Annotated in this window: 20 protein-coding genes; 7 read left to right on the plus strand and 13 right to left on the minus strand. The window is 57.8% G+C overall.

Annotation, left to right across the window (positions count from 1 at the left end; translation table 11 throughout):
• Nucleotides 1-20: 20 nt before the first annotated feature.
• Entirely contained in the window at nucleotides 21-737 is a 717-nt protein-coding gene (locus tag RGV59_RS10025; protein WP_046384714.1) for an ABC transporter permease, read from the minus strand.
• Between the two features lie 331 nt (nucleotides 738-1,068).
• Here RGV59_RS10025 and RGV59_RS10030 point away from each other — a divergent pair, with 331 nt between their 5' ends.
• The 5 genes from RGV59_RS10030 (at nucleotide 1,069) to RGV59_RS10050 (ending at nucleotide 6,222) form a co-directional block, all read left to right on the plus strand.
• Nucleotides 1,069-2,652 carry a peptide chain release factor 3 gene (locus tag RGV59_RS10030; RefSeq protein WP_017845444.1) on the plus strand — a complete coding sequence of 528 codons (1,584 nt, stop codon included), beginning with the start codon at nucleotides 1,069-1,071 and terminating at the stop codon, nucleotides 2,650-2,652.
• A gap of 257 nt (nucleotides 2,653-2,909) precedes the next feature.
• Nucleotides 2,910-3,167, plus strand: coding sequence for a hypothetical protein (locus RGV59_RS10035; RefSeq protein ID WP_102617147.1), 258 nt, complete (start codon nucleotides 2,910-2,912; stop codon nucleotides 3,165-3,167).
• A 483-nt stretch (nucleotides 3,168-3,650) separates the two neighbouring features.
• On the plus strand, nucleotides 3,651-4,652 hold the full coding sequence (locus RGV59_RS10040) for an ABC transporter ATP-binding protein (protein ID WP_227778782.1): 1,002 nt from the start codon (nucleotides 3,651-3,653) through the stop codon (nucleotides 4,650-4,652).
• Entirely contained in the window at nucleotides 4,649-5,440 is a 792-nt protein-coding gene (locus RGV59_RS10045) for an ABC transporter permease (protein WP_102617146.1), read from the plus strand. The genes RGV59_RS10040 and RGV59_RS10045 overlap by 4 nt, the downstream gene beginning before the upstream one ends.
• Entirely contained in the window at nucleotides 5,440-6,222 is a 783-nt protein-coding gene (locus RGV59_RS10050) for an ABC transporter permease (protein ID WP_126585804.1), read from the plus strand. The genes RGV59_RS10045 and RGV59_RS10050 overlap by 1 nt, the downstream gene beginning before the upstream one ends.
• A 111-nt stretch (nucleotides 6,223-6,333) precedes the next feature.
• Here RGV59_RS10050 and RGV59_RS10055 read toward each other — a convergent pair whose 3' ends face one another.
• The 11 genes from RGV59_RS10055 to RGV59_RS10105 all read right to left on the minus strand — a co-directional run bounded on the left by RGV59_RS10055 (nucleotide 6,334) and on the right by RGV59_RS10105 (nucleotide 23,242).
• A complete protein-coding gene (locus RGV59_RS10055; RefSeq protein WP_017845442.1) occupies nucleotides 6,334-7,305 on the minus strand; it encodes a peptide ABC transporter ATP-binding protein in 972 nt (323 codons plus the stop codon).
• Complete coding sequence (locus RGV59_RS10060) at nucleotides 7,305-8,273, minus strand: ABC transporter ATP-binding protein (protein WP_102617145.1); 969 nt, start codon at nucleotides 8,271-8,273, stop codon at nucleotides 7,305-7,307. Before RGV59_RS10060 ends, RGV59_RS10055 begins: the two co-directional genes overlap by 1 nt.
• A 10-nt stretch (nucleotides 8,274-8,283) precedes the next feature.
• The gene (locus tag RGV59_RS10065) at nucleotides 8,284-9,195 is read right to left on the minus strand and encodes an ABC transporter permease subunit (protein WP_026139829.1); all 912 of its coding nucleotides are present in this window, start codon (nucleotides 9,193-9,195) and stop codon (nucleotides 8,284-8,286) included.
• Between the two features lie 10 nt (nucleotides 9,196-9,205).
• Nucleotides 9,206-10,216, minus strand: a complete 1,011-nt coding sequence (locus RGV59_RS10070; protein ID WP_017845439.1) for an ABC transporter permease subunit — start codon at nucleotides 10,214-10,216, stop codon at nucleotides 9,206-9,208.
• Between the two features lie 77 nt (nucleotides 10,217-10,293).
• A complete protein-coding gene (locus RGV59_RS10075) occupies nucleotides 10,294-11,892 on the minus strand; it encodes an ABC transporter substrate-binding protein (RefSeq protein WP_017845438.1) in 1,599 nt (532 codons plus the stop codon).
• 80 nt (nucleotides 11,893-11,972) lie between these two features.
• Nucleotides 11,973-13,367 (minus strand): OprD family outer membrane porin, encoded by a 1,395-nt coding sequence (locus tag RGV59_RS10080; protein WP_017845437.1) that lies wholly within the window; start codon nucleotides 13,365-13,367, stop codon nucleotides 11,973-11,975.
• 169 nt (nucleotides 13,368-13,536) lie between these two features.
• Nucleotides 13,537-15,081 (minus strand): ABC transporter substrate-binding protein, encoded by a 1,545-nt coding sequence (locus tag RGV59_RS10085; protein ID WP_371918420.1) that lies wholly within the window; start codon nucleotides 15,079-15,081, stop codon nucleotides 13,537-13,539.
• A gap of 363 nt (nucleotides 15,082-15,444) precedes the next feature.
• Nucleotides 15,445-17,073, minus strand: coding sequence for an ABC transporter substrate-binding protein (locus RGV59_RS10090; protein ID WP_026139828.1), 1,629 nt, complete (start codon nucleotides 17,071-17,073; stop codon nucleotides 15,445-15,447).
• Between the two features lie 258 nt (nucleotides 17,074-17,331).
• Nucleotides 17,332-18,933, minus strand: coding sequence for an ABC transporter substrate-binding protein (locus tag RGV59_RS10095; RefSeq protein ID WP_046384705.1), 1,602 nt, complete (start codon nucleotides 18,931-18,933; stop codon nucleotides 17,332-17,334).
• A gap of 98 nt (nucleotides 18,934-19,031) precedes the next feature.
• Nucleotides 19,032-21,713 carry a hypothetical protein gene (locus RGV59_RS10100; protein ID WP_126585821.1) on the minus strand — a complete coding sequence of 894 codons (2,682 nt, stop codon included), beginning with the start codon at nucleotides 21,711-21,713 and terminating at the stop codon, nucleotides 19,032-19,034.
• 818 nt (nucleotides 21,714-22,531) lie between these two features.
• Nucleotides 22,532-23,242: an SIMPL domain-containing protein gene (locus RGV59_RS10105; RefSeq protein ID WP_017845432.1), complete on the minus strand. Its 711-nt coding sequence runs from the start codon at nucleotides 23,240-23,242 to the stop codon at nucleotides 22,532-22,534.
• A 204-nt stretch (nucleotides 23,243-23,446) separates the two neighbouring features.
• Between RGV59_RS10105 and RGV59_RS10110 the strand changes: the two genes are divergently transcribed.
• Complete coding sequence (locus RGV59_RS10110; protein ID WP_017845431.1) at nucleotides 23,447-24,709, plus strand: ATP-binding protein; 1,263 nt, start codon at nucleotides 23,447-23,449, stop codon at nucleotides 24,707-24,709.
• On the plus strand, nucleotides 24,702-25,262 hold the full coding sequence (locus RGV59_RS10115) for a response regulator transcription factor (RefSeq protein ID WP_004372278.1): 561 nt from the start codon (nucleotides 24,702-24,704) through the stop codon (nucleotides 25,260-25,262). The genes RGV59_RS10110 and RGV59_RS10115 overlap by 8 nt, the downstream gene beginning before the upstream one ends.
• 172 nt (nucleotides 25,263-25,434) lie before the next feature.
• On the opposite strand, the gene RGV59_RS10120 is transcribed toward RGV59_RS10115, so the two are convergent.
• Nucleotides 25,435-26,451 carry a hypothetical protein gene (locus tag RGV59_RS10120; RefSeq protein WP_322246941.1) on the minus strand — a complete coding sequence of 339 codons (1,017 nt, stop codon included), beginning with the start codon at nucleotides 26,449-26,451 and terminating at the stop codon, nucleotides 25,435-25,437.
• Nucleotides 26,452-26,582 lie beyond the last annotated feature (131 nt).

Consider the following 26,582-nt stretch of genomic DNA (forward strand, 5'->3'; position numbering starts at 1 on the left):
GTGAATTCCTTTGCCGAGCCTTAAGACGCACGCACTCCGCGTTCCAGCCAGAGGCGGCTGCCCATGGTCACCAGACCGTCGAGCAGCAGGGCCAACAGCGCGGTACACGCGGCGCCGAGCAGCAATTGCGGCTGATTGTTCAGGGCGATGCCGGGGAAGATCAGGCTGCCCAGGCTGTTGGCGCCGATCAGGAATGCCAGCGGCGCGGTGCCGACGTTGATCGCCAGGGCCACGCGCACGCCGCCGATGATGATCGGCACGGCGTTCGGTAACTCGACGCGAAACAGCACCTGGCGCGGGGTCATGCCGATGCCGGTGGCGGCTTCTTTCAGCGAGCCCTGGACGTTTTTCAGGCCTTCGTAGGTGTTGCGTACGATGGGCAGCAATGAAGCGAGGAACAGCGCGAAGATCGCCGGGCCGCTGCCGATGCCGAGGACGCCGAGGGCGATGGCCAGTACGGCCAGGGGAGGGACGGTGTTGCCGATGTTGAAGATCTGCATGAAGCGTTCGGCGCGCCCGACCATGTTCGGGCGGCTGAGCAGGATACCGGCGGGGAGGCCCACAATCAGGGCGGCCAGCATGGAGACTAGGACGAGAATCAGGTGAGCTTGCAGGTAAAACAACAAATCGTCGCGGTACAGTTCGATGGTGTTGATGCCGATCCAGTGGATCAGCAGGGCCAGGAGAGCGACGACAACCGCTCCTCCTATCAGCCCTTTGCCATAGCGAATAGCCACAGGCGGACTCCTTTTTTCTTCTGTCGGCGAACACATTCCTGCGTGGCATGCCACTGCTGGCTGCCGTTGAATGTGGTCGCGAAAAGCAGCTCGCCCATGCCGGCAAAAGCGGCATGAGGTCAAGCCATGAGCGCAGCCTCGTCAGGCTAACTTGCTGATTTTTCAGCCCCTGTTTCGAGTGCGGTTGCAGGGGAGTGGACGTCTCTACCTTTTAAAAGGTTCCATACTTGGCAGTATTTAGCCACCCCCAACCGGGTGAACGGTGGTCCGGCTGCCTGGGTTTGCGCTATACTCGCCGCCCTTTTTTGACTCACCTGCCAGGCGATTTCCCATGACCCACCAGGCCGCCGAAGTCGCGAAACGCCGCACTTTCGCCATTATTTCCCACCCCGATGCCGGTAAAACCACCATCACCGAGAAGCTCTTGCTGATGGGCAAGGCGATCGCAGTGGCCGGCACGGTGAAATCCCGCAAATCCGACCGCCATGCCACCTCCGACTGGATGGAAATGGAAAAGCAACGGGGTATTTCCATTACCACGTCGGTCATGCAGTTCCCGTATCGCGATCACATGATCAACCTGCTCGACACCCCGGGCCACGAAGACTTCTCCGAAGACACCTACCGCACCCTGACCGCGGTGGACTCGGCCTTGATGGTCCTCGACGGCGGTAAGGGCGTCGAGCCGCGCACGATTGCGTTGATGGACGTCTGCCGCCTGCGCGACACGCCGATCGTCAGCTTTATCAACAAACTCGACCGCGACATCCGCGATCCGATCGAGCTGCTCGACGAAATCGAAGCGGTGCTGAAGATCAAGGCGGCGCCGATCACCTGGCCGATCGGTTGCTACCGCGACTTCAAGGGCGTGTACCACCTGGCCGACGACTACATCATTGTCTACACCGCCGGCCACGGTCACGAACGCACCGATGTGAAAATCATCGAGAAGCTCGACTCCGACGAAGCCCGCGCCCACTTGGGCGATGAGTACGACCGCTTCGTCGACCAGCTGGAACTGGTGCAGGGCGCCTGCCACGAGTTCAACCAGCAGGAATTCCTCGACGGCCAACTGACCCCGGTGTTCTTCGGTACCGCATTGGGCAACTTCGGTGTCGACCACGTGCTCGACGCCGTGGTGGACTGGGCCCCGCGCCCGCTGGCCCGGGTCGCCAACGAGCGCACCGTGGAGCCGGTGGAGGAGAAATTCTCGGGCTTCGTGTTCAAGATCCAGGCGAACATGGACCCCAAACACCGCGACCGTATCGCCTTTATGCGAATCTGCTCCGGCAGATACGAAAAAGGCATGAAGATGCGCCACGTTCGCACCGGCAAGGACGTGCGAATCGGCGATGCCCTGACGTTCTTCTCCTCCGAGCGTGAACAGCTCGAAGAAGCCTACGCCGGCGACATCATCGGCCTGCACAACCACGGCACCATCCAGATCGGCGACACCTTCACCGAAGGCGAAACGCTGGGCTTCACCGGCATCCCGCACTTCGCCCCGGAACTGTTCCGCCGCGTGCGTCTGCGCGACCCGCTGAAATCCAAGCAACTGCGCCAAGGCTTGCAGCAACTGGCGGAAGAGGGCGCGACCCAGGTGTTCTTCCCCGAGCGCAGCAACGACATCATCCTCGGCGCCGTCGGTGTGCTGCAGTTCGATGTGGTCGCCAGTCGCCTGAAAGAGGAATACAAGGTCGAATGCTCCTACGAGCCGATCACCGTGTACTCCGCGCGCTGGATCGAGTGCAGCGATAAGAAGAAGTTGGAAGAGTTCTCCAACAAAGCCGTGGAAAACCTCGCGGTCGACGGCGGCGGTCACCTGACCTACCTGGCGCCGACCCGGGTCAACCTGGCGCTGATGGAAGAGCGTTGGCCGGATGTGAAATTCCGCGCTACTCGCGAGCACCATTAAGGTTTGAGCGGTTGATGGAAGGGCGAAGCTGTCATGGCTTTGCCCTTTTTTATGTCTGCCGAAAATCCAAAATGTGGGAGCAGGCTTGCCTGCGATGCAGGCACCTCAGTCCATCAGGCACACCCAGTGGATGCCATCGCAGGCAAGCCAGCTCCCACAGTCAGGTTTTCATTAGTCAGGGGAATTGGCGCTAACCCCGCTTCCGGTCTAGCGTTTCGACTACGACACCCACTCACCGACGGAAATAGGAGACAAGGGTGCGTATAACTAAACGTGCCATTCCCCTGGTGCTACTGGTGTCCTTGGGGATCTCAAGCGCCGGGGCACATGGGCTGCAACTGGCCGACGCCGGAACGCCCCAGTGGAAAGACACTGGCCCCGTCACCAAGAAAAAACAGAAGGAGGTCAACTCCGGCGGCTGGCAGCCGCAGTCCCAACCCGCGCCCAAGGAGGATGCGGAAAACTCTTATAATGAAGGCGAAGACAGTGAAACCTACGACGATGGCGACAGCTAGTCGTAAATTCCGGGCAATAGAAAACCCCTTCTTCCTCGGCTGATGCGCAACAAGGGAGAAGGTTTTTTCAACGGATCAAAATCACGCTGTAGGATTTTTCTGTACGATCTTTCCCTGTCATTTGTGGTTCTACTCTTCTTTTGCGTGACCTCGCGTTTTGCTCTCGACGCTGAAGTCACTATCGATTAGTTTCTAATCCATTGGCAAATCTGAAAAAGCAAAGAGCCGCGGGCTAGAGTGTTCCGCGTTACTATCATCGAGTCTGGCTTCATTAATCGATGGGCTTGCGCGAGATGTCAATCAAGCGTCGATAAGTGCAATCATAAATCAGTACTGTGAATTCAGAATTTAAATGTGTAATAACGTTTCTTGATGACGTGGATCGGTGCGTGATATTCAAGTCGGCGTTGAAACGATATGCGCAATGGATAGCTCATTTTCTTCAAGGTCTCGCATGCGATGGATTGTATTAGTGTAAAAAATTTGTCCAAAACCTACCTGATTAAAGAGCGCTCGGAAGGGCCGCTCGGTTGGCTGACAAGTCTGGTATCTCCCAAGAGTTCAGAGAAGACGGCTGTTGACGATATTTCATTTACTGTCAAGCAGGGTGAGGTCGTAGGCTTTCTCGGACCGAATGGCGCAGGTAAAACCACTACATTGAAAATTCTGTCGGGGCTGCTCTATCCGACGGCAGGACAAATATCGGTTCTCGGTTATCAACCACAATTGCGGAGCAAGGAATTTCTCAAGTCCATCTCGCTGATCATGGGGCAACGTCAACAGTTGATCTGGGACTTGCCGGCCATGGAAACTTTCCGGCTGAATCAGAAGATATTCGAAATCTCCGATGAACAGTTCAAGCAGACCTATGGCTATCTGGATGAATTGCTTAAGGTATCGAAGTTGGCCAAGGCGCCGGTGCGAACCCTGTCGCTTGGCGAGAAAATGAAGTGTGAGCTGGTCGCATCGTTACTTCATGACCCCAAGGTTCTTTTTCTCGACGAGCCGACTATCGGGCTCGATGTCGGGGTGCAAAAGATAGTTCGTTCATTTATTCGGGACTATGGCCGCGAGCGCAATGTGAGCGTTCTGCTGACGTCGCATTACATGCAGGATATTGAAGCCCTGTGTGAGCGAGTCGTTGTCGTTTCCGATGGCAAGATCTCCTTCGATGACACCCTGGAGTCGCTGCGTAAACGCATGTCGGATCACCGCATCATTACGGTGGAATTGTCTGAAAGCGTTATGGCTTCGGCACTTGGCCGGTACGGTCTGGTGCGCTCCGCAGACGGCTTTGTGCATGAGTTGCTGGTGCCGGCTGCCGAGGTGGTGGGTGTCTGTTCGCAGGTTCTGGCCGAGCAGCCGGTCATCGACATTTCCATCGGTGATCCACCGATCGAAGAGGCTCTGCTGAAGCTGTTCATGGCCTCTCAGGCCGACGCCGGGCAAAAGGTCAAGGGTGCGCCCGGGGAGTGTGTCGCGTGAGCCGGTTTGCCATGAAAGTCGCAGGCGTTGCGCGCACAGCCATTCGTCGCAAGGTTGCGCATCGCGCAGAGTTGTTTGTATTGGTACTCGCCTCTTTGGTGCCGTTATTCATGATGGTCATCTGGATGGGCATTGCAAAGGATGCCGCACTGGAAGGTTTTACCCCGGCCAGGTTTGCCGCTTACTTTGCGCTGGTATTTCTGGTTGGCGAAATCGTCTCCAGTACAGCTGCTGAAGAAGTAGAGAGCGACATTCATTCGGGGGATATTGGCAGTTTCCTGTTGAAGCCGTTCAATATTGCCTTCTATTACTTTCTGGGTGAAATGGCTTCGGCGATGGTCAGAGTCATACCGATATTTTTCCTGATGGCTGGCGTATTCCTATTTTCCGAAGCGGGTAAGTATTTGCACCTGAGCTATCTGATGCCTGCACTGCTCGGAGTCATACTGGGTTTTGCCATCAACTATTTACTTTATTTCATCGGCGGGCTTGCGGCGTTCTGGTCCGATCAGGCAAGTGCCTTTGATCTGGTGTTGACTTACATGCTCACGCTGTTTGGTGGGGTCCTTGCTCCGTTGACGCTTTATCCGGGCTGGATGCAGTCGGTACTTGAGTGGTCACCGTTCCCTTACATTATTAGCTTTCCAATCAGAATCATCATGGGCGAGTTGACAAACGAACAGTTGGTTAATGGATTGCTATTTCAGGTTGTGCTGGTTGCTGCACTTTCGTTGTTGGCTAATTTTATCTGGGCCAAAGGTGTAAAACGTTATTCGGTGTTCGGATAATGAAGACGTTGAGCGCAGTCAAGGCGCTTCTGACAGCAAGGTTGCAGGCCAATATGAAAGACCGCGTGCCGGTCTTTGTCAGCCTGTTGAATACAGCCCTACTGGGATTGTCCGTTTATGTCGTGATTGAGATTTTCTTTGGGAATGTCGAGACAATTGGTGGCTGGAATAAACAGCAGTCGATTGTGTTGTATGGTGCCTTTATCCTTATTCGCTCCTTTGTACAAATGGTGGTATTGCCCAACTGCGAGGCCGCCTCGAAGTTGATCATCAGCAAGTCCATTGATACTTATTTGTCCAAACCGGTTGATGTGCAAACCATTCTGGCCTTTGGGCAGTTGCGCCTCTGGCATATTTTCGGGGTCCTGCTGGGGCTGGGTCTGATGCTGGGTGGCAGTCATGCGCAAGGGCAACTGACATTGCAGGCGCTCGGCGCTTTCTTGGTCTTCATGGTCCTCGCGTGTGCGCTGGTTTATTCGGTCTGGTTCAGCATTGCCAGTCTGGCGTTCTGGACCAAGAAAACCGGCAACATTTCCCACCTGTTGTTTATGTTTCTGACCACCGGACGGTTCCCGTCCGGCGCGTATCCGGAGTGGATCCAGGTCGTGATCATGACCGTAGTCCCTGTCTTTTTCATCATGGAAGTGCCCGCGCAATCAGCGATGGGGATGACGACGGGGCGGTCTTTGGCGGGCGCTGTACTGGCGACTCTGGCCTTCTTGCTGTTGTCTCGATTGCTTTGGCATTGGGGGGTCAAGAAATACCTTCGAGAGGGCGCCTGACACTCGCAACACCGAAAAAAGCCCCTCCCGCCAGGCTGATGCGCAACCTGACGGGAAGGGCCGTAGAACGCTGTGTCACCGCGCCCCCCACAGGGCAGCGCGACGCTCGTTTCAGGCGACGAACTGCTCCGCATAGTGGCAAGCCACCTGGCGGTTATCCAACGCCCGCAACTGCGGCTCCTCGCTGCTGCACCGCGCGGTCGCATACGGGCAGCGCTTGTGGAAAGCGCAGCCGGACGGCGGGTTCAGCGGGTTGGGCAGTTCGCCGACGATCTTGATCTTCGGCTTGTTCGGGTCCGGGTGGATGGTCGGTGTGGCCGACAGCAGCGCCTGGGTGTACGGGTGCAGGGGGCGCGCGTAGATGTCGCCCTTGGGGCCGACTTCCACCGGGCGCCCGAGGTACATCACCATCACGTCGTCGGCGACGTGTTGCACCACCGCAAGGTTGTGGGAAATGAACACGTAGGCGGTGTTGAATTCCTGCTGCAGGTCCATGAACAGGTTGAGCACCTGGGCCTGGATCGACACGTCCAGTGCCGAGGTCGGCTCATCCGCCACCAGCACTTTGGGTTGCAGCATCATCGCCCGGGCCAGGGCGATCCGTTGGCGCTGGCCGCCGGAGAACATGTGCGGGTAGCGCTGATAGTGCTCAGGGCGCAGGCCCACCTGCTTCATCATCGCCTGGACCTTTTCGCGGCGTTCGGCGGCGGACAGGTGGGTGTTGATCAGCAGCGGTTCAGCCAGTTGATCGCCGACTTTCTGCCGCGGGTTCAACGAGGCATACGGGCTCTGGAACACCATCTGCACGTCTTTGCGCAATTGCTTGCGCTGCGCCTTGTCGGCGCCGGCGACTTCCTGGCCGGCGATTTTCAACGAGCCCGAGGATGGCTCTTCAATCAGCGTCAGCGCACGGGCCAGGGTGGATTTGCCGCAGCCCGACTCGCCCACCACGGCGAGGGTCTTGCCGGCTTCCAGTTCGAAGGACACCCCATTGAGGGCGCGCACGGTGGCGTGGCCCTTGAACAGGCCTCGGGACACTTCGTAGTGACGGGTCAGGTCGCGGGCGGTAAGAACGACGGCCATTACGCCACCTCCTGGTTCAAGGGGTAGAAGCAGCGCGCGAGGCTGTTCGATTTAGGGTCCAGGCCCGGGCGGGTCTGGCGGCAGCTGTCTTGCACGTAGGGGCAACGCGGCGACAGCAGGCAGCCTTGCGGGCGGTCATAACGGCCGGGCACGATGCCGGGCAGCGTGGCCAGGCGCGCGGCACCGAGGCTGTGTTCCGGAATCGCCTTGAGCAGCGCTTCGCTGTAGGGATGCGCCGGAATGTCGAACAGTTGCGGCACCTGGCCGACTTCCACGGCTTGGCCGGCATACATCACACACACGCGCTGGGCGGTTTCCGCAACGACCGCGAGGTCGTGGGTGATCAGCACCAGGCCCATGTTCTGCTCTTTCTGCAGGGCCAGCAGCAGGTCCATGATCTGGGCCTGGATGGTCACGTCCAAGGCGGTGGTCGGTTCGTCGGCGATCAGCAACTTCGGCTCGCCGGCAATCGCCATGGCGATGGCCACGCGTTGGCTCATACCGCCGGACAGTTGGTGCGGGTAGGCATCCATCCGGCTGGCGGCGCCGGGGATCTCGACTTTTTCCAGCAGTTCGATGGCACGCTTGCGTGCTTGCTTGCTGGACATCTTCAGGTGCAGGCGCAGCACTTCTTCGATCTGGAAACCCACGGTGTAACTGGGGTTCAGCGCGGTCATCGGGTCCTGGAACACCATCGCCAGGTCTTTGCCGACGATCTGCCGACGCTGGCGGTTGCTCAGCTTGAGCATGTCCTTACCGTCGAAGTTCAGGGCGTCGGCGGTGACGATGCCGGGGTGTTCGATCAGGCCCATCAGCGCCATCATGGTCACGGATTTACCCGAGCCCGACTCTCCCACGATCGCCAGGACTTCGCCTTTGTCGACGCTGATGTCGAGGCCATCGACCACCGGCACGGCGGTCTTGTCGCCGAAGCGCACGTTGAGATTCTTGATTTCTAACAGTGACATGGGAATCTCCTCAGGCGGCGTTCTTGAGTTTCGGGTCCAGCGCGTCGCGCAGGCCGTCGCCCATCAGGTTGATTGCCAGCACGCTGAGCAAAATGGTCAGACCCGGCAGGCTCACGACCCACCAGGCGCGTTCGATGTAGTCACGGGCCGAAGCCAGCATGGTGCCCCACTCCGGCGTTGGCGGTTGCACGCCCAGGCCGAGGAAGCCCAGCGCGGCGGCATCGAGGATCGCCGAAGAGAAACTCAAGGTCGCCTGCACGATCAGCGGCGCCATGCAGTTGGGCAGCACGGTGATGAACATCAGGCGCGGCAGGCCGGCACCGGCGAGGCGGGCGGCGGTCACGTAGTCGCGGTTGAGTTCGCCCATCACCGCAGCGCGGGTCAGACGCACGTAGGACGGCAGCGAGACGATGGCGATGGCGATCACGGTGTTGATCAGGCCAGGGCCGAGGATCGCGACAATGGCGACGGCCAGCAGCAGTGATGGCAGGGCCAGCATGATGTCCATCAGGCGCATGATGGTTGGGCCGAGCAGGCGCGGGAAGAACCCGGCGAACAGCCCGAGCAGGATGCCCGGAATCAGCGACATCACCACCGACGACAAGCCGATCAGCAGCGACAGGCGCGAGCCCTGGATCAAGCGCGAGAGCAAGTCACGGCCGAGTTCGTCGGTGCCGAGCAGGAACTGGATCTGCCCGCCTTCCAGCCACGACGGCGGGGTCAGCAGGAAGTCGCGGTATTGCTCGCTGGGGTTATGCGGCGCCACCCACGGGGCGAACAGCGCGCAGAACACGATCAGCAACATGAACAGCAGGCCGGCAACCGCGCCTTTGTTCTTGGAGAAGGCTTGCCAGAATTCTTTGTACGGCGACGGGTACAGCAGGCTCTGATCGACTGCTGACACTGGAGTAGGTGTGGTCATGGTCATGATCTCAGCGCTGGTGACGGATGCGTGGGTTGGCGAAGCCGTAGAGGACATCCACCACGAAGTTCACCAGGATCACCAGGCAGGCGATCAGCAGGATGCCGTTTTGCACCACCGGGTAGTCCCGTGCGCCAATGGCTTCGATCAGCCATTTGCCGATGCCGGGCCAGGAGAAGATGGTTTCGGTCAATACCGCACCAGCCAGCAGGGTGCCGACTTGCAGGCCGACCACGGTGAGCACCGGGATCAGCGCATTCCGCAGGCCATGGATGAACACCACGCGCGCCGGCGACAGGCCTTTGGCCTTGGCGGTGCGGATGTAGTCTTCGCGCAACACTTCGAGCATCGACGAACGGGTCATCCGCGCAATCACCGCCAGCGGGATGGTGCCGAGCACGATGGCCGGCAGGATCAGGTGGTGCAGGGCGTCCCAGAACGCATCAGGCTCGTTGGCCAGCAGGGTGTCGATCAGCATGAAGCCGGTGCGTGGCTCGATGTCGTAGAGCAGGTCGATACGCCCGGAAACCGGGGTCCAGCCCAGGCTCACCGAGAAGAACATGATCAGGATCAGGCCCCACCAGAAGATCGGCATCGAATAGCCCGCGAGGGAGATGCCCATCACCCCGTGGTCGAACAGCGATCCTCGCTTCAAGGCCGCGATCACCCCCGCCAACAGGCCCAGGATACCGGCGAACAACAGGGCGGCCATGGACAGCTCCAGGGTCGCCGGGAAGAGTGCGGTGAACTCGGTCCACACGCTGGTGCGCGTGCGCAGGGATTCGCCAAGGTCGCCTTGGGCCAGCTTGCCGATGTAGTCCAGGTACTGCGCATACAACGGCTTGTTAAGGCCAAGGCGTTCCATTGCCTGTGCGTGCATCTCGGGGTCGACCCGGCGTTCGCCCATCATGACTTCTACGGGGTCGCCTGGAATCATGCGGATCAACGCAAACGTCAGCAACGTGATGCCGAAGAAGGTGGGGATCAATAACCCCAATCGGCGGGCAATAAAACTAAACATCTTGTGGTGTACCTCAATCAGCCGGTTAGGCAGGTCCGGCACCGTCAACGTCGACGGTGCCGAGCGTTTTTTCTTATTTACTTCACCTGGGTGGTGGCGAAGTTATTGGTCGTCAGTGGGCTTTGGGTATAACCCTCGACGTTTTTGCGCATGGCGGTGAACATTTTCGGATAAGCCATGGGGATCCACGGTTGATCCTTGTCAAAGACGTCCAGTGCTTGTTCATAGAGTGCAGCGCGCTGGGTGGGTTCAGCGATGGCACGCGCCTTGTCGATCAGGTCCTGAAATTCTTTATTACACCAACGGGCGTAGTTTTCGCCGTTCTTGGCCGCATCGCAACTCAGGTTCGGGGTGAGGAAGTTGTCCGGGTCGCCGTTATCGCCGGCCCAACCTGCAGAGACCATGTCGTGCTCGCCCGCTTTGGCGCGTTTGAGCATCTCGCCCCACTCCATCACCTTGATGTTGACCTTCAGGCCGATCTGGGCCAGGTCCGCTTGCATGCGCTGGGCGCCGAGCATCGGGTTGGGGTTGGTCGGGCCGCCGCCGTTACGGGTGAACAGGGTGAACTCGGTGCCTTCCGGCACGCCGGCTTCCTTGAGCAGGGCGCGGGCCTTGTCGAGGTCGCGTGGCGGGTTTTTCAACGTGTTGTTGAAACCCAGCAACGTCGGCGGATACGGACCGGTGCCGACAACTGCGTTGCCTTTGCCGTACAGGGCCTCAGTGTAGCCGGCCTTGTCGAACGCGATGTTGATCGCGTGACGCACCCGCGCGTCGCTCATGTATTTGTGGGTGGTGTTCAAGGCAGTGTAGCTGGTGGTCATGGCCGCCAGTTCATCGACTTTCAGGTTCGGGTCTTTCTTGATGCTCGGGATGTCGTCGGGCTTCGGATACAGCGCGATCTGGCATTCGTTGGCCTTGAGCTTCTGCAGGCGCACGTTGTTGTCGGTGGTGATCGCCAGGATCAGCGGGTCGGCCGGCGGCTTGCCGCGGAAGTAGTCCGGGTTGGCCTTGAAACGCACCTGGGCGTCCTTGGCGTAGCGGGTGAAGATGAACGGGCCGGTGCCGACCGGCTTGGCGTTGAGGTCATCGGTCTTGCCGGACTTGAGCAACTGGTCGGCGTATTCGGCCGAGTGGATCGACGAAAACGCCATGGCCAGGTCGGCCAGGAACGGTGCTTCCGGACGGGTCAGGGTGAAGACCACGGTGTGATCGTCGGTCTTCTCGACGCTCTTGAGCAGTTCCTTGAAGCCCATGCTTTCGAAGTACGGGTAGCCCACGTTGGACTTGGTGTGCCACGGGTGTTTCGGGTCCAGCTGGCGCTGGAAGCTCCAAAGCACGTCGTCGGCGTTCAGGTTGCGCGTGGGTTTGAAATAGTCGGTGGTGTGGAACTTGATGTCGTCACGCAGGTGGAAGGTGTAGGTCAGGCCATCGGCGCTGATTTCCGGCAGGGCCTTGGCCAGCGCCGGGATCACTTCGGTGGTGCCGGGCTTGAAGTCCACCAGACGGTTGAACAGGGTTTCGGCGGCGGCGTCGGCGGTGACGGCCGTGGTGTACAGGACCGGATCGAAACCTTCCGGGCTGGCTTCGGTGCAGACCACCAGCGGTTTGGCCGAAATGCCGACCGCCACGCTCAACAGCGCAGCGGCAATGGCAGCTTGTAACGGGAGCATGTTCATTCGGAGCCCTCTGCAATCGATGGAACCAGACGAGCATAGAGGGCGGGCTCGTCCTGAGCCCGCCGTCTACCTGGCGCTGATTAAAGGATGTTGAACGGGATGGTGGTGACCAAACGGAACTCTTTGATGCTGCCGTCGGACTGGAACTCACTGCCACGGTGCTCAACGTAGGTCGCACGAATGCCCGTGGCTTTGAGTGGGCCGCTCTGGATTGCGTAAGAGGCGCCTACACCGTATTCCTGGTGTTTTTCGCCGTCTTGGCTCTGGATGCCGTCATAGGCGAACTTGGCCCGACCACCGTTGCCGGTGTAGTGGGTGCCGTCGATGCCCCAGCCGCGCGCTGAGTAAGCGTTGAACTTCAGGCCTGGCACGCCGTATTCGGCCATGTTGATGGCGTAGGCGATCTGGAAGGACTTCTCGTTCGGGCCGTTGAAGTCCGAGGTCAGGGAGTTGGCCAGGTAGATGCCGTTGGTTTCGTGCAGGTAGTCGAAGTACTCGTTACCGTTCACTGCCTGGTACGCGAAGGTCAGGCTGTGCGCCTGGTGGGTCAGACCGAGCGACAGCGAGTAGGTGTCGTTGTCGATTTCGCCCATCAACTTTTTGCCTTCGTCGACGGTCTTGTAGTAGTTCAGGCCGGTGGTCAGGCCCAATACCGAGCTGTCGCCCAGTTCATGGGTCGCGCCGAAGTAGTACTGGTTCCAGAAGTCTTTGACGTTGGCGGCGAAGATGCTGGTTTTCAGGCTTTTCAGCGGCTGGTAGTTCAGGCCCAGGGTCGACACCTTGTCGGTTTCAGCGCCGTTGCCGTATTCACTGCGGAATTTCGACAGGCTCTGTTCGGTACGTGGCGAAACGCGGTCGAACACGCCGCCCTGGAACGACAGGTTGCTGAACTCTTCGCTGTTGAAACTCACCCCTTCGAAGCTCGAAGGCAGCGCACGGTTGCCGATGGTATCGACGATGCCGCTGCTGAAGTTCTGGCGACCGGCGGTCAGGGTGGTGTTGGAGACGCGGAACTGCACGTTGGCCAGGCCCAGTTTGCTCCACTGGTCGACTGCATCGCCGTTGGAGTCGGCCAGGGTACGGTTGGAGCCGCCCTTGATGTCACGCTTGCTGCGGTCCAGGACCAGTGCGTTGTAGACCGCCAATTCGGTCTTGACGCCCACGGTACCCTGGGTGAAACCCGAGCTGGCGTTGAGGATGGTGCCCTGTACCCAGTTGGTACGATTGCGGTCGGTGCGGGTTTCGCCGTGCTTCTTGTACTCGAAGGTGCCCCCACGGTACTTGCTTTCATGGGAGTACCAGTTACGCGTGGTGCCGCCCAGGCTGAAGTCCTCGATAAAACCCTTGGCTTCGCTTTGAGCGCTGGTGCCGGCCAGTGTGGTGGGAACGAAGTCCTGGCTCTGGGTTTCCGCGTAAGCGGTCGCCGTGATGCTGCTGATGGCCAGGGCCAGAAGCGCTTTGCTGCTCAGTTTCATGGGTGAAGCTCCTTTGGTTCTCTTTTTTTATGCCGGTCTTTTAGGCGAACCGGCTATTGGTGTGTAACTCGTTCAAGCATTTGCAAACGTTTGCTGTAGGAAATTTCCCAACAGAAGGCTGCAAGTTTGCCGGAGAGTGTTATCCACTCCCCGCAATCCGGTTATTTTCTTATGGGGTGATACTGACGCCCGAGAACACGTTGCGGCCGAAGGGGCTCACTTGGAAACCTTCGACTTTGGCGCTTAACGGCTGGTTGACCGTCGAGTGGGCGACTGGTGTGATCGGCACCTGCGCTTTGAGCAGTTGCTGTGCCTGTTTGTACAGAACAGTCCGTTGTTCGCGGTCGGTGACGACCTTGGCTTGCTTGATCAGCTTGTCGTATGCCGGGTCGCACCACATGGAGTAGTTGTTCCCGCCGATGGCGTCGCAGCTGTAGAGGGTGCCCAACCAGTTGTCCGGGTCGCCGTTGTCGCCGGTCCAGCCGATCAGGCTGATATCGTGCTCACCGTTCTTGGTGCGCTTGATGTACTCGCCCCACTCGTAGCTGACGATCTTGACCTTGAGGCCGATCTTGGCCCAGTCGTTCTGCAGCATCTCGGCCATCAGCTTGGCGTTGGGGTTGTACGGCCGTTGTACCGGCATCGCCCACAGGGTGATCTCGGTGCCTTCCTTCACGCCGGCGGCCTTGAGCAGTTCCTTGGCTTTTTCCGGGTTGTAGGCGGCGTCTTTGATGCTGTCGTCGTAAGACCACTGCGTCGGTGGCATGGCGTTGACCGCCAGTTGCCCCGCGCCCTGGTACACGGCGTTGAGGATGCTCTGCTTGTTCACCGCCATGTCCAGCGCCTGGCGCACTTCGAGCTGGTCGAACGGTTTGTGGCGCACGTTGTAGGCGATGTAGCCGAGGTTGAAACCTGGCTTGGTCAGCAGTTGCAGCTTGGGGTCGGCCTTGAGAGCGTCGACATCCGCCGGACGCGGATGCAGGGTGATCTGGCATTCGCCGGCCTTGAGCTTTTGCACCCGCACCGACGCGTCGGTGTTGATGGCGAAGATCAACTGGTCGAGCTTGACCCGGCTCGGGTCCCAGTACTGTTTGTTGCCGGCGTAACGGATCTGCGAGTCTTTCTGGTAGCGCTGGAAGACGAACGGGCCAGTGCCGATCGGCTTCTGGTTGATGTCGCTGGGCTTGCCCTGCTTGAGCAACTGCTCGGCGTATTCGGCCGACAGAATGGAGGCAAAGCTCATGGCGATATTTTGCACGAACGCCGCGTCGACCGTGTTCAGTGTCATCACCACGGTGTGCGGGTCGGTTTTCTCGACCTTGGCGATGTTCTTGTTCAGGCTCATCCCGTTGAAGTATGGAAACTCGGTGGGGTAGGCCTTGCGAAACGGATGGTCGGGGTCAAGCATGCGGTTGAAAGTGAACAACACGTCGTCGGCGTTGAAGTCCCGCGTGGGCTTGAACTCTTTATTGCTGTGGAATTTCACCCCTTCGCGCAGGTGGAAGGTGTAGGTCAGGCCATCTGGCGAAATATTCCACTTGGTTGCCAGCCCCGGTACGACGCTGGTCGCGCCCTTTTCAAACTCAACCAGGCGGTTGTACAGCGGCTCGGCCGCATCGTTGTCGGTGGCGGTGGTGTACTGCGCGGTGTCAAAGCCCGCCGGGCTGCCTTCAGAGCAAAACACCAGGCTCTTTTTTTCGGCGGCGTGGCCCATCGTGGCCACAGCCAGCAGGCTGGTACCAAAAATTGCGGATAGAACGGTGGTATGGCGCATGACGATCCCGATCCTTGTTTGTAGTTGTCATCAGCGAGCAATCCCCCCGGCATACGGCCAGGGGGACATCACTGATTCCACGCACAGCAAGTGCCCATCAGATTGGAGCCTCTGCTGTCCTACGACGTTAGGGGTCGAGGACTTCGCAGTAAATGCGCAAAATCTGACTGACCTTGTAGGCAACGGAGCCGCGAATCGAAGTTCATTGCCGTAGGACGGCAGCGAGCGCGAATGTGGTCTGTTTCCTACTGGCCTGGCGGATGCAATAACGGCGACGTTATGAAACGTCGCCGCGATTGGTCCTTACTTGCCGCTGACGCTCACGCCGTAGAAGGAGTTCAGGCCAAACGGGCTGATCTTGAAGTCCTGTACGGTGTTGCGCATGGGTTGATACACCGTCGAGTGCGCGATAGGTGTCATCGGGACTGCATCTTTGAGGATATGTTGCGCCTGCTTATACAGCTCGGTGCGTTTGGCCACATCCGAGGTGGCCTTGGCTTCTTTCACGATGCCGTCGAATTTCTTGTCGCACCATTTGGAGAAGTTGTTACCGGCCAGCGAATCGCAGCCGAACAGTACGTTCAGCCAGTTGTCCGGGTCCCCATTGTCGCCGCTCCAGCCAATGATCATGGCCTGGTTCTCACCGCCTTTGGAACGCTTGATGTACTCGCCCCATTCGTAGCTGACGATGTTGACCTTCAGGCCGATCTGTTTCCAGTCGTTCTGCAGCATCTCGGCCATCAGCTTGGCGTTCGGGTTGTACGGACGCTGGACCGGCATGGCCCACAGGGTGATCTCGGTGCCGTCCTTGATCCCGGCTTCCTTGAGCAGTTCCTTGGCTTTGGCCACGTCGTGCGGGGCATCTTTGATGGTGGTGTCGTAGGACCACTGGGTCGGCGGCATGGCGTTGACCGCCAATTGGCCCGCGCCCTGGTACACGGAGTCGATGATCTGCTGCTTGTTCACCGCCATGTCCAGCGCCTGGCGCACGCGCAGGTCGGACAGCGGGTTAGGCGCGGTCTGGCCCTTGAGCACCGGCATGACGTTGTAGGCGATGTAGCCCAGGTTGAAACCAGCCTGGTGCGGCAGTTTCAAGTCCTTGTCGTCGCCCAGTGCCTTGAGGTCGGCCGGACGGGGGAACAGGGTAATCTGGCATTCGTTTTTCTTGAGCTTCTGGATACGTACCGACGGGTCGGTGGTGATGGCGAAGATCAGGTTGTCGATCTTCACGTCTTCAGGTTTCCAGTAGTCCTTGTTGCCGGTGTAACGAATGTTCGAGTCTTTCTGGTAGCTCTTGAACACGAACGGGCCGGTGCCGACAGGTTTCTGGTTGATGTCCTGCGGCGTGCCGTTTTTCAGCAGTTGCGCGGCGTACTCGGCCGACTGGATCGACGCGAAGCTCATCGCCAGGTTCTGGATGAAGGCGGCGTCCACGGTGCCAAGGGTGAACTTGACGGTGTGGGCATCGACTTTCTCGATGTTCTTGATGTTGGTGTCCATCCCCATGTCCGTGAAGTACGGGAACTCGGTGGGGTAGGCCTTACGGAACGGATCGTCTTTGTTGATCATCCGGTTGAAGGTGAACAATACGTCGTCGGCCGAGAACTCGCGAGTGGGCTTGAAGTACGGGGTGGTGTGGAACTTGACGCCTTCGCGCAGGTGGAAGGTGTACGTCAGGCCATCCGGGGACACGTCCCAGCTGGTGGCCAGGCCAGGAACGACGGCGGTGCCGCCACGTTCGAACTGGCTCAGACGGTTGAACATGGTTTCGGCCGAAGCATCGAAGTCTGTTCCGGTGGTGTACTGGCCTGGATCAAAACCGGCCGGGCTCCCTTCGGAGCAGAACACCAGGTTAGTCGCCGCTTGGGCGAAAGGCGCTGCGGCCATAAGGCCAGCGCTAACAAGTAACGGAATGACTGCGTGTTTAAGCATGTTGGCCTCATGATTTGTTGTCATTTTTGGTAGTGAGGGCGACCTCGTGAGTCGGCCTGCGGATACTTATGCAGGGGCCATACCCATTGCAAGATGCTGAACGGTTGCAAGGATGAAAGAGTGGTACGAACGTACAGGAATGTCGCAAATATGAAAGTTTCGACATAAATGCGTACATTTGGAGGGCTTTTTCGGTGCCGCACGAGCACCAAAAAGGCCCAACCGAGGCGTGTTATGCACTCGATTGGGGCGTTGCTGTTACTTATCGAGACTCACGCCGTAGAACGGCGTCAGGCCAAAGGGGCTGATTTTGAAGTCCCGCACTTCCTTGCGAAGTGGCTGGAAAACCGTCGAGTTCGCAATAGGCGTTATAGGTACTTGTTCTTTAAGGATTTTTTGTGCCTGCTGATACCACTTGATGCGCTGCTCGCGGTCGCTGCTGACCTTGGCCTGTTGCACCAGCTTGTCGTAGGCCGGGTTACACCATTTGGCGTAGTTGCTGCCCTTCACCGCGGCACAGCTGTAGAGCACGCCGAGCCAGTTATCCGGGTCGCCGTTGTCGCCGGTCCAGCCGTAAATCATCGCATCGTGCTCGCCATTCTTGGCGCGCTTGATGTATTCGCCCCACTCATAGCTGACGATGTTGGCCTTGATGCCGATGTTGGCCCAATCCTGTTGGATCATTTGTGCCGACATTCGCGCATTCGGATTGGACGCGCGTTGTACGGTCATCGCCCACAAGTTGATGGTCGTACCGGGTGCAACCCCTGCTTCTTTTAGTAGCGCCCGCGCTTTGGCCGGGTCGAACGGGGCATCCTTGATCGTCGGGTCATAAGACCACTGCGCCGGAGGCAAGGCGTTCTGCGCCAGTTGCCCGGCGCTCTGGTACACGGCCTTGATGATCGCCGGTTTATCGATGGCCATGTCCAGGGCCTGGCGCACCTTGAGTTGATCCAGCGGCGGATGCGTCACGTTGTAGGCCAGAAAACCCAGGTTGAACCCTGCTTGCTGCAACACGCGCAGGTTGGGGTCTTGTTTCATCACCTCGATGTCGGCAGGGCGCGGGTAACCGCTGACCTGGCATTCGCCGGCCTTGAGTTTCTGCAGGCGCGACGCGGCGTCCGGGGTGATCGCGAACACCAGGTTGTCGAGCTTCACATCCTCGGGTTTCCAATACTGTTTATTGGCGACGTAGCGAATCTGCGAGTCCTTTTGGTAACGCTTGAACACGAAAGGCCCGGTGCCCACCGGTTTTTGGTTGATGTCTGCGGCGTTGCCGGTCTTCAGCAGTTGCGCGGCGTACTCGGCCGATTGCACCGAGGCGAAACTCATCGCCAGGTTCTGTACGAACGAGGCATCGACGTTGTTCAGGCTGAAGCGCACGGTGTGCTCGTCCAGTTTGTCGACGCTTTTGATCGTGGTGTTCAAACCCATGTCGGTGAAATACGGCGACTCGGACGGGTAGGCCTTGCGAAACGGGCTGTCGGCATCCAGCAGGCGGTTGAAGGTGAACAACACGTCATCGGCGTTGAAGTCGCGGGTGGGCGTGAAGAAATCGGTGGTGTGGAACTTGACGCCGTCACGCAGATGGAAGGTGTACGTCAGACCGTCGTTGGAGACCTCCCAACGGGTCGCCAACCCGGGTTCGACCTCGGTGCCGCCGCGCTTGAACTGGGTCAGGCGGTTGAACACGGTTTCGGCGGAGGCATCGAAATCGGTGCCGCTGGTGTACTGGCTGGGGTCGAAGCCGGCGGGGCTGGCTTCGGAGCAGTAGACCAGGGTGCTGGCCGCCTGGGCCATGGGCATAAAGGCCAGCAGGCCGGCGGCGAGGAGCAGCGGTTTGAAGATGGTTCTTTCCATGGAGACCCCTGAAGTGGCAGGCATATAAAGCTGCGCGCACGAAAAAACGGCGGTCACCGAGGTTACCGCCGTTACGTGTTATCAGAAAGTCGCCGGTGTTATTTCACCTCGACGATACTCGAGGCGGTCAGGGTGAAGGGGGCCTTTTTATTGATGGCGTAAGGATTTGCGTCTGGGTCCAGTTCGTTGGATTCAGCAATCTCGAAGGTGCGTTGTGCGCTGACCTCCATATTGGGAATTTCAGCCGCATCTTTATCCAGATCGAGTAATGTCATTTTCGCGTCAAATTGAACCTTGGCCGTATTTGTTTCTGGATCGTAGGTGATGATGTAATGGGTGTCCTTGCCTTTGAAGCCGACATGCTCTTGCAGTTGGTTCATTTTTAACTCGACCGATGTGGGAGCGACACTGCCCTGATGAGCCACTTCAGATATGCGCGAGCGTAAGAGCGGGTCGGGGATGGCCTCTTCGAACTGCTTGAGTCGCTGGCGCAGCGTTTCACCATCCGCGCTGCCTGAGGCATCCAGCTCCACGGTCGTATAACCGTCTGGTTGTTTTATCCTTACGCTGTAATGGTCGCGGTTCAAGTCCTTCAGGAAGTTTGGCGAGTAGGGCGTTGTACTGTACTCATTAGGCTGCGACTTTTCGCTGGAATAAACTTCGAAGTTGTCTTCGTCGACGGTCCAGGAAATATTGAGTTTACGTTTAAGTACGTCCCCTTCTTTATAATTGCTGACGGATTGTTGGTAGGTGGTGTCGTTGTTGTAGTTAAAGACTTCGTCAAACTTATCGGCACCACTTGTCTTGGGATCGCCCAACGCTTCGAATCCATCCGAAAGTTTTGGCGGTATCTTGGCAGCCTCTGTGGGAGGGGACGAAGGGGCGCGATTCCAAGGCCAGCCACCTTGGCCTCTGGCGGTGGACCACTGTCCGTCACCGTTGGCATATACGGTCAATACAGGCTTCCTGGTATTGGGGTCAATGATCTGGACATAGTTATCACTGAGTTTGAAATCACTTCTGATCTCATACACTTTTTGCAAACCCGTATCGTCGGCATAGCGGATGAACCAGCGTTTTTCGTCGGTGGCCTGATAAATGCCTTTGGTGTTGGGCACTGCGTTCTCAATGAGTTTCTCGCCATTGGGCAGCGCATATTTGCTGATGTCCCCCGACTGGCTGGGGCGCAACCGGTTGATTGGCGGAATTCCATTCTGAGCGTCGTCGCTCGGCGGTAACTGTGGGTGACCCGCATCGCCTTTGTTTTTCCAGACGCCCGCCTCATCAGGCTTGGCAATAATGCCGCTATTGGCCAGCTTGGACGGATCTTCTGGGTGCTGAACACGCAGTATGTAATGCGCCCCATCCCCGGCGTCCGGCGTATTGCTGGCGAAGTATTTTCTCCCGTTAAACTCCACCTCTTGCATACCCGGAAAGGAGGCTGACGGAGGCGGCGCTGGATTTACGTTTACTTCAGGCGCGCCTCCCATTGAAACGGGAGCTTGATTTGCGGTAGATGGAAGTTCGGGGGCCCGCACCAACTCAAAATCGCTTGTCGCTGCGTTGTATCGCCAGTTGTAATTCAGGCCGATAGCCGCGGTGCCGGTATTTTCGCCCAGCCCGGCTTCTATCCCGATCGGTGTAAGTTCATGTGCAAGTTGCAGGCTGGATATAACCGCCGCGGCATTGCCGCCAACGCGATCCTGCGCCGTCATGCCATAGATGCCGTCATGTATGCCGAAGGCAATAATACCTACGTTGCCCAGGACGGGAACGTAGCCGAAGGTATTGCCCCAAAAATCTTTCGCACCCTTCCAACCTTGTTGTGAGGAGCCAAATACTTGGGTTTGGTCACTCCATACCGCATTCTTGGCATTTAAGTCTTGGTAGCTGGTAGCAATGCTGTCATTGAGGTTGCCATATTTCAAATGATAGTCGCTACCTCGTGATCGCGTGTAATTAAATACCTCGCGAACTGGTATGGCTTGATCCTTGACGAGGTTTTGATAACCTGGGTAGTTGGCGTGATTACCCTCAATCAAGTTATCGAGTACTTCCCCCGCCTTGGGCCAATGTGCATCTATGCCGCCTTGTCTGTCGCGGGCATTGAAACTTTTTTGCAAGTTGTCACGATTGCTTTTGGCCCAGTTGGCGAAATCATCATCGCCTTTTATTTCGTGGGCGGCACCGTTCTTCAAGTCGACCATCACACCCTTGTTGGGTCTGTGCTCATAATTACCGTCGTAGGGCGTGTAAGGAATAAATGCATACCCCGCCATTGGGTAGCCGTAAATGTTGGGGACGATGACTTGTCCATTTTGCTCAAGCGTGCGTTTGATGGCGGTTTGAGCTTCGGGGCTTAACAGTTTAAAACTTTCACTGTCGTTGGACAGGCTCTGCAAGGTTCCCTTCAATACATAGGCGTCCGCTTTTCCGGAGCGTTTTGCCAGGATGCCGGAAGCGTCCCGCATCGAGCTGGCTATTTCATTTTCCCAATGATCTTGGAGTGTCTGGCCGACGGATTCCAGATTATTGATTTTACCCCGGTCGCTTGACGCGATTTCCATTTCTTGGAAGTTGATCGGGCCGCCACGTTGGACTTTATCGTGCGCAAGAGAGCCCGCAGCAATTTCCCACGCAAAGTAAGTGCGCTTTTGAGTGTTGGTCAATGTCTCGGGTTTCCCCTTGCCTGTATAAGAGCTGAACGTCACCGTGAACTTTTCGTGCGGGTCGTAGCCGGCGGATAATAAACCACCACTAAAGTATCCTGCGGGTTCCATAAACTGGCGCGCGCGCTGGAATTTGATATTTCTTTCACCTTCGCTACCGTTTTCTATTTGGCCAATCTGCGTATTTACGCGATTGGCATAGCCGTCGATACGCTGTTCTCGTTGCGTAAGTGTGTAGTTCGCGTTGGGGGCGGAAACGGTGGTTGACCCATAAATGGTGGTCGTGCGGGCCTCAAGTTCCGGATCAGGGGAAGAGGTTGCAATCGGTTTTTGTTCAACCCCTGTCTTTTTTGACTCTGGCTCACTCTCCTCTCCCGACCATTTTTTTTGTGGAGCGGATGAGTCATTAATCGACCTGGCGTGACGACTTTGTACGGAGAGTGGGGGGATTAACGAGGGTGGCTGGAGGAACGGATTGATATTCATGATCGGCTCGATGTAGGCGTGAAGTTCATAAACACTGTTCGTTTTTCGAAACGCATATGCCCGAATTAAGCCCGGATTAATCGGCGGGCGGGAAATTAAGTCAGACGTGAAATTGACCTCTGTTATGGGCTGTTGCGTAACTTCTTAATCTAGGTTGGGAGAATGATGAAAATAGGTGGTTATATAAGACTGAACAGTTCCACGTCATTGCATGGGGCTCGTGCTAGACGTCTGTATTAAAGAAAGGCTTGCAGTATTCTGAAAAAATCCTACGTTAAAGTGATTCGAACCATCATCACGTCCCTTGCTTTGAGCGGGTTGGCTGCGGTTGTGTCTGCTTCAGGTCACGCCTGCCTCGGCTCCATTCCCATGGCTGATCGACCGTCCAAAAAAAACGGCGCAAGCCCTTCGGGGCCGCGCCGTTTTCGTGTGCTTCAAAAGGCTTATTGCAGGACTTCGATCACCCCATCGGCACTCATGCTTACCTGACTGGTACCGGCTTCCACTTCCGGCGTCGGCGCCGAATCCATCATGGCGGCTTTCATCATCATCCCGCCGCGTGCGTAAGGTTGTGGATAACCATTGGTGTTGAAGTTCAGGTTGACGATCTTATAACCCTTGCCGCCCAACGCATCGGTGGCCAGTTGGGCGCGAGCCTTGAATGCGCTGACCGCGTCCTTGAGCAGGGCGTCTTCGCTGGACCTGCGCGTGGTGTCAGCGATGGCGAATTCCATGTTTTGCATTTTCAGGGTGTTGAGCAACTCGCCGGTGAGCTTGGACAGCGCCGGGAAGTCTGCGCTCTCCAGGCGCAGTTCGGCGCGTTCACGCCAACCGGTGATCTTCTGATTCTTATTGTCGTAGATCGGGTAGCTGTTGCGGCTGCCCTGACGCAGGGTCACGGCCTTGACTTCGCGGGCCTGGCCCAGGGCCTGGTTCATGGTGGTGGTGATGTCGGCGGCGAGCTTGGCGGGGTCGGCGTTCTGGGATTCGGTATAGAGCGTCACGATCATCTTGTCGCGGGCCACTTCCTGGCTGACTTCGGCGCGCAGGGCGATCTGGTTGTAATGCAACTCATCGGCGGCGACGGCCGGGAGGCTGGCCAGGGTGCTGGCGCTGAGGGTGAGAGCGGCTGCGTTGCGAATGAAACGGGACATGGAAGCTCCTTGGATTGTTCGTATCGGTATGACTGTAGACGGTGGTGCCGGGTTCTTCGGGTTTACACATTCACTACAAGTTGTCGCAGTGCCGACGAACGGTCATTCAGCGCGCCTGCGTCAAAGAGCCACACGCGCCGTGTCTGCCGGTCGGCTTCGTTTATACTCCTGCCGATCCGCCTGCAGCGCTCACCGGGAGAGCTCATGCTCGCCGCCGTAAAACTGACTTCCGCCACCCGCCAGAACCTCTGGCGCCTGACGTTCATTCGCACCTTGGTATTGGCCGCGCAGGCCGGTTCCGTCGGGCTTGCCTATTGGTTCGACCTGCTGCCGCTGCCGTGGCTGCAACTGAGCGTGACCCTGGGTTTTTCCACCGTGTTGTGTGCGTTTACCGCCATCCGGTTGCGTACCACCTGGCCGGTGACCGAGCTGGAATACGCCCTGCAGTTGGCCTGCGACCTGTTTATCCACAGTGTGTTGCTGTATTTCTCCGGTGGTTCCACCAATCCGTTCGTTTCGTATTACCTGGTGCCCTTGACCATCGCGGCCGTGACCTTGCCGTGGCGCTACTCGGTGATACTCTCCGGCATTGCCCTGACCCTGTACACCTTGCTGCTGGCGCAGTTCTACCCGTTGCAGACGTTCCCCATCGCCCGGGAAAACCTGCAGATCTACGGGATGTGGCTGAGCTTCGCGCTGTCCGCGGCAGTCATCACCTTTTTTGCCGCGCGCATGGCCGAAGAACTGCGCCGCCAGGAAGAATTGCGCGCCATCCGCCGCGAAGAAGGCCTGCGCGACCAGCAACTGCTGGCCGTCGCGACCCAGGCCGCCGGTGCGGCCCATGAGTTGGGCACGCCCCTGGCGACCATGAGCGTGCTGCTCAACGAAATGACCCAGGACCATCACGATCCGGCGCTGCAAGAAGACCTCGGCGTGCTGCGCGAACAGGTCAAGCAGTGCAAGCAAACCTTGCAGCAACTGGTGCGCGCCGCCGAAGCCAACCGCCGCCTGGCGGTGGAGATGCAGGACGTGACCCAGTGGCTCGACGAAGCCTTGAACCGCTGGCACCTGATGCGTCCCGAAGCCAGTTACCGTTTCCACCTGCTGGGGCAGGGCAGCGTGCCGCGCATGGCGCCGCCGCCGGACCTGACCCAAGCCCTGCTCAACCTGTTGAACAATGCCGCCGATGCCTGCCCCGAAGGCCTGGAAGTGCAGCTGGACTGGGACACGGAAAACCTCACCATCAGCATTCGTGACCACGGCGCAGGCGTGCCGCTGGCTATTGCCGAGCAGATCGGTAAACCTTTCTTTACCACCAAGGGCAAAGGCTTCGGCCTCGGCCTGTTTTTGAGCAAGGCCAGCGTGACCCGCGCGGGCGGCTCAGTGAAGCTCTATAGTCATGAGGAAGGCGGCACGCTCACCGAGCTGCGCCTGCCCCGTGTCGCACGAGGAGATATCGATGAGTGATGAGATCCAAGTCGAAGGCGAAGAACTGCCGCACCTGTTGCTGGTAGATGATGACGCTACCTTTACCCGCGTCATGGCGCGTGCCATGAGCCGTCGCGGTTTCCGCGTCAGCACCGCGGGCTCCGCGGAAGAGGGCCTGAGCATCGCCCAGGCCGACCTGCCGGACTACGCCGCGCTCGACCTGAAAATGGACGGCGACTCCGGCCTGGTGCTGCTGCCCAAGCTGCTCGAACTCGATCCGGAAATGCGTGTGGTGATCCTCACCGGTTATTCCAGCATTGCCACCGCTGTCGAAGCCATCAAGCGTGGCGCCTGCAACTACCTGTGCAAACCGGCGGACGCCGACGACGTGCTGGCCGCCTTGCTCTCCGAGCATGCCGACCTCGACACCCTGGTGCCGGAAAACCCGATGTCGGTGGACCGCCTGCAGTGGGAACACATCCAGCGCGTGCTGACCGAGCATGAAGGCAATATCTCGGCCACCGCCCGCGCGCTGGGCATGCACCGGCGTACCCTGCAACGCAAGCTGCAGAAGCGCCCGGTACGGCGCTGAACCCTAGGAACAGAACGCGGGATATCGTGCTGTGCTTGAGCCTCGAACACTTGAGTTTTCAGCATTTTATCCTGTGTTGCGGGTAGGTATGGAAGGCTGAGTATTTTTGGGCTGGCGACCTTCAATACATATCGCACACGTTTTCCATGTTCACTCGGTTGAGAAAGAGTGCTCATGGCTGTTTGGGCGGGAAATACACGGGTTTATATTCAACTGTAGAATCTTCATATTTTGGGGGCTCTCCCGGCGGAGCGCTATTGATGGTGGTCGGTTGGCCGTCGTTTTTATTTATTTTTGTAACGCTATAGTCATTATGGTCGGCTTGTAGTTTCGCTTCAGCTATGCGCTCAGCCTCTTGACGCGTAATTTTTGGATTTGACGCCATGATTTGAGTGACGTACTTGTCTCGATAGTTTTTCAGTGTGGTTGAGCCAAAATTTGTGAACACCCCTCCCTCAAAAGCCTTGACGGGCTTATTGATCTCTTTTTGAAATTTTGCAGCGAACGAGCTTCCACGCCCTTCGCCTGAATGACAAACTATAAGCCGTACAGAGTCATATTTTTCTGGATCTATACCTTTGCTTTTCAATAAGGCTATTAGTTTTTTTGGTGAGTAACCTTTTCCGTCGATCACAACTTTTGAGTCTTCGCCAAAGAACGTACCGGGCCGATATGGTTTAGAACCATGTGCAACAATGTTGAGTCGTCTTCCGGCTTTGTAAGTGTCCTCAAAGGTATGGACTTCATTGCCAACAATTTTCAGATTCTTCATCGGGCCGCCCATTTTGACTTCGACAGTCGGAGCGTCCCCTTCCGCTTCGATTTCAGCAGGCGGCTCATGTTCAGGGTTCAGTTCGTTCGGTTTGGGTTCCTCGCCAGGTTTGATTTCGCTAGCGGCGGCTTCCTCCCCCGATTTGCCAGTCTTCGCGATATGTGGGAGCACGGCGATCGCGGCGTTGAAAAAACCGAATATGATGCGTTGGTTGCCAGTCGGTTTGCCATGTACTTTGTCGTCAATGCCAATCCCTGCCTCGGTTATCCCGCTGGCCAGATAGAATGCATCCAATGTCAGTGCCACTTCAGGCATTACAAAAGCCAGCGGAGTCAGGAATAGTGCTGCTTTTGCAGCCTTTTCCAAGCCGGAAATAATATTATTCTTGATGACGTCCCTGTCACTGGTGATATCCACCGCGGCATCCGAATAAGAGCGATCTTTCTGACGTGTCGTGATTTCATCCCTGAATTCATAGAATAAGTGCAACGTTTGAAACGATAGGCAGAGAGTCAGCCACCGGTAGAATCCAGGCTCTCACACCGAAG

Source organism: Pseudomonas sp. FG1 (assembly GCF_034313875.1).
Taxonomy (GTDB): domain Bacteria; phylum Pseudomonadota; class Gammaproteobacteria; order Pseudomonadales; family Pseudomonadaceae; genus Aquipseudomonas; species Aquipseudomonas veronii.

Bases quoted from the DNA above. Each gene is read 5' to 3' on its own strand.
- RGV59_RS10050 (WP_126585804.1), top strand. From the start codon at position 5,440: ATGAAGACGTTGAGCGCAGTCAAGGCGCTTCTGACAGCAAGGTTGCAG.
- RGV59_RS10030 (WP_017845444.1), top strand. From the start codon at position 1,069: ATGACCCACCAGGCCGCCGAAGTCGCGAAACGCCGCACTTTCGCCATT.
- RGV59_RS10070 (WP_017845439.1), bottom strand. From the start codon at position 10,216: ATGTTTAGTTTTATTGCCCGCCGATTGGGGTTATTGATCCCCACCTTC.
- RGV59_RS10100 (WP_126585821.1), bottom strand. From the start codon at position 21,713: ATGGAACCCGCAGGATACTTTAGTGGTGGTTTATTATCCGCCGGCTAC.
- RGV59_RS10095 (WP_046384705.1), bottom strand. From the start codon at position 18,933: ATGGAAAGAACCATCTTCAAACCGCTGCTCCTCGCCGCCGGCCTGCTG.
- RGV59_RS10075 (WP_017845438.1), bottom strand. From the start codon at position 11,892: ATGAACATGCTCCCGTTACAAGCTGCCATTGCCGCTGCGCTGTTGAGC.
- RGV59_RS10065 (WP_026139829.1), bottom strand. From the start codon at position 9,195: ATGACCACACCTACTCCAGTGTCAGCAGTCGATCAGAGCCTGCTGTAC.
- RGV59_RS10110 (WP_017845431.1), top strand. From the start codon at position 23,447: ATGCTCGCCGCCGTAAAACTGACTTCCGCCACCCGCCAGAACCTCTGG.
- RGV59_RS10105 (WP_017845432.1), bottom strand. From the start codon at position 23,242: ATGTCCCGTTTCATTCGCAACGCAGCCGCTCTCACCCTCAGCGCCAGC.
- RGV59_RS10115 (WP_004372278.1), top strand. From the start codon at position 24,702: ATGAGTGATGAGATCCAAGTCGAAGGCGAAGAACTGCCGCACCTGTTG.
- RGV59_RS10055 (WP_017845442.1), bottom strand. From the start codon at position 7,305: ATGGCCGTCGTTCTTACCGCCCGCGACCTGACCCGTCACTACGAAGTG.
- RGV59_RS10060 (WP_102617145.1), bottom strand. From the start codon at position 8,273: ATGTCACTGTTAGAAATCAAGAATCTCAACGTGCGCTTCGGCGACAAG.
- RGV59_RS10080 (WP_017845437.1), bottom strand. From the start codon at position 13,367: ATGAAACTGAGCAGCAAAGCGCTTCTGGCCCTGGCCATCAGCAGCATC.
- RGV59_RS10085 (WP_371918420.1), bottom strand. From the start codon at position 15,081: ATGGGCCACGCCGCCGAAAAAAAGAGCCTGGTGTTTTGCTCTGAAGGC.
- RGV59_RS10090 (WP_026139828.1), bottom strand. From the start codon at position 17,073: ATGCTTAAACACGCAGTCATTCCGTTACTTGTTAGCGCTGGCCTTATG.